The sequence below is a fragment of the Paenalcaligenes sp. genome, assembly GCF_030152715.1.
GTDB classification, from domain to species: Bacteria; Pseudomonadota; Gammaproteobacteria; order Burkholderiales; family Burkholderiaceae_B; genus Paenalcaligenes; species Paenalcaligenes hermetiae.
The window spans coordinates 1-2,501 of record NZ_JASLIX010000023.1 but is presented as its reverse complement, the minus strand read 5'-3'; the positions used below and the strand labels follow the sequence as shown (position 1 = coordinate 2,501).

Sequence of the window (2,501 nt, the reverse complement as noted above, 5' to 3'; positions counted from 1 at the left end):
TATGGCTTGGGGAGCACCACTTGGGAAGTCATGTGGCGTGTGGTATTGCCTTTTACAAAAAATGGCGTGATCGGAGGCATTATGTTAGGTTTGGGTCGGGCTTTAGGGGAAACCATGGCCGTGACCTTTGTGATTGGTAATGCCTTTAATCTTCCCAATTCGATTTTTGCTCCCTCTAACTCTATTGCATCGGCACTGGCCAACGAGTTTAACGAAGCGGGTGGCATGCAAAAAGCCGCTTTACTAGAATTAGGCTTAATTCTGTTTTTAATCACCACGGTAGTATTGGCTGTTTCTAAAGTCTTGCTATTACGTTTAGCTAAAAACGAGGGTGCTCAATCCTAAGCAGCAACACTATGCAAAATACAACGACTTCTGTACTGAACCCGGATAATCCTCTCTATAAACGCCGCAACCGCTTTAACCGGCTCATGCTGACTTTGTCTGCGATTGCTTTGGTTTTTGGTTTGTTTTGGCTGTTTTGGATCATTATTACTTTACTAGTTAAAGGGGCATCGGCCTTATCCTTTACACTGCTCACACAGCCCACCCCACCCCCTGGTGTGGAGGGGGGGTTATTAAACGCCATTTTAGGTAGCTTTATGATGGCGGGCATGGGGACCTTGATCGGGACGCCGATAGGGATTTTAGCCGGCACCTATTTGGCCGAGTTCGGTCAGCGCGGTTGGTTGGCACCAGCGACTCGATTCCTAAATGATGTGTTGCTATCAGCACCATCGATTGTGATTGGTTTATTTATTTATGCGATCCACGTTGCCCAGTTTGGGCACTACTCGGGTTGGGCGGGTTCGTTAGCCTTGGCGATTTTAGTGATCCCAGTGGTGGTGCGCTCTACGGATAATATGCTGCAATTAGTGCCAAATAGTTTACGTGAGGCTGCTGCGGCGCTGGGCTGCCCACAATGGCGTATTGTGATGTTTATCAGTTATCGTGCCGCGCGCTCTGGCATTATTACGGGTGTGTTATTAGCCGTAGCTCGTATATCGGGCGAGACCGCGCCCTTGCTCTTTACCGCATTAAACAACCAGTTTATGTCGTTAAATATGAACGGGCCGTTGGCGAACTTGCCAGTGGTGATTTTCCAATATGCAGCAAGCCCCTTCGAGGATTGGAACCGTCTCGCTTGGGCAGGTGCCGTATTGATCACTTTGTTTGTGTTGGGCATCAATATTTTGGCTCGCACCTTATTCCGTAACAAATAACGCCTCGCCTTTTTTCGATTAAATGATGACTATGCAAAGCAACTCTACAACTGAACGTATTAAGCTCGAAGTAAAAAATTTAAATTTTTACTACGGCAACTTCCATGCCATTAAAGACGTCAATATGAGCATCAAGGAAAACAAGGTGACGGCATTTATTGGCCCATCGGGATGTGGTAAATCCACCTTGTTGCGTACTTTTAACCGCATGTTTGAACTCTATCCTGGGCAGCGAGCCGAGGGGGAAATCCTGCTGGATGGAGAAAATTTATTAACCTCTAACTTAGATATTTCATTATTACGCGCTAAAGTTGGCATGGTTTTCCAAAAACCGACGCCGTTCCCAATGAGCATTTATGACAATATTGCTTTTGGGGTGCGCTTATTTGAAAAGCTAAGCAAAGGGGAAATGGACGAGCGGGTAGAGTGGGCGCTGACTAAAGCGGCCTTGTGGGATGAGGTCAAAGATAAGCTCAAACAAAACGGTAATGGATTATCGGGTGGTCAGCAGCAGCGCTTGTGTATTGCTCGCGGCGTTGCGATTAAACCAGAGGTATTGTTATTGGATGAGCCAACCTCGGCATTGGACCCCATTTCTACAGCGAAAATCGAAGAGCTCATTACGGAGCTAAAAAACGATTATACTGTGTTAATTGTGACGCATAATATGCAACAGGCTGCCCGCTGCTCAGATTACACCGCTTATATGTATTTGGGCGAGCTTATGGAGTTTGGTGAAACGGACCAGATTTTCGTGAAGCCCGCACGCAAAGAAACCGAAGACTACATCACTGGACGCTTTGGTTAATCGATTTGCGAACTATTCTTAAAGCAGCCTACGGGCTGCTTTTTTTATTAAGGAGACAATTCATGTTGAATCAGGTAGACGCTGTGATGAAAAACCTAGCACCCCAAGGCGAATTACGCATTGCGCTAAATTACGGCAATACAGCACTTGCACAACGTGGTAAAGATGGTGTTCCTTTAGGGGTAACGGCAGACCTTGCCAGAGAACTCGCTCGTCGCCTTGGCGTGGTGCCCCGTTTTATTAGTTATGACGCTGCAGCAAAAGTAGCGGCCGCTGTGGAGGAAAATGCTTGGGATATCGCATTTATGGCGATCGATCCTAAACGCGCAGAGAAAATCGATTTCACCGAAGCCTACGTACTGATAGAGGGAACCTATATGGTTAAAGACACGGCACCGTGGTTGCAGGTGGAAGAGCTAGATCGAGAGGGGGTGCGTATTGCGGTTGGCCAGGGCGCGGCTTATGATTTG

The 2,501-nt window shown here is 47.1% G+C and carries 4 protein-coding genes; all 4 read left to right on the top strand.

Features of this window, described 5'->3' with window-relative positions; translation table 11 throughout:
- Nucleotides 1–345: ABC transporter permease subunit (locus Q1V74_RS01385; protein ID WP_300646729.1), on the top strand; the 345-nt coding region annotated here is incomplete at its 5' end.
- Between the two features lie 11 nt (nucleotides 346–356).
- Nucleotides 357–1,223 carry a phosphate ABC transporter permease PstA gene (gene pstA, locus Q1V74_RS01380; protein WP_300646727.1) on the top strand — a complete coding sequence of 289 codons (867 nt, stop codon included), beginning with the start codon at nucleotides 357–359 and terminating at the stop codon, nucleotides 1,221–1,223.
- Nucleotides 1,224–1,254: 31 nt separating this feature from the next.
- Complete coding sequence (pstB, locus tag Q1V74_RS01375) at nucleotides 1,255–2,031, top strand: phosphate ABC transporter ATP-binding protein PstB (protein WP_260649195.1); 777 nt, start codon at nucleotides 1,255–1,257, stop codon at nucleotides 2,029–2,031.
- A gap of 62 nt (nucleotides 2,032–2,093) precedes the next feature.
- Nucleotides 2,094–2,501 (top strand): transporter substrate-binding domain-containing protein (locus tag Q1V74_RS01370; protein WP_300646726.1); only part of this gene is annotated, 408 nt, incomplete at its 3' end.